Raw genomic sequence first — 262 nt, forward strand, 5'->3', positions numbered from 1 at the left:
GCTCTCCGCCGGGGCGCTCCTGCTGCTGCTCGTGCGCATCGCCCTCCTGTTCCGGGCCAACGCGGAGCTGCTGCAGGCCCGCGCGGACGAGGCCCGGCGCGACCCGCTGACGGGGATCGGCAACCGCCGCGCGCTGCTGGAGGCGCTCGAGACGACGACTCGGCCGCACCGCCTCGCCCTCTACGACCTCGACGGCTTCAAGGCCTACAACGACGCCTTCGGGCACCCGGCGGGCGACGCGCTGCTGCGCCGGCTTGCCGAG

General features: G+C 75.6%; 1 protein-coding gene. It reads left to right on the forward strand.

Annotation, left to right across the window (positions count from 1 at the left end; genetic code table 11):
* The coding region (locus tag ACYYG1_RS17560) for a diguanylate cyclase domain-containing protein (protein WP_461211625.1) at positions 1-262 on the forward strand (262 nt) is incomplete at both ends.

It is taken from the genome of Desulfocurvus sp. DL1XJH-121 (assembly GCF_054819825.1).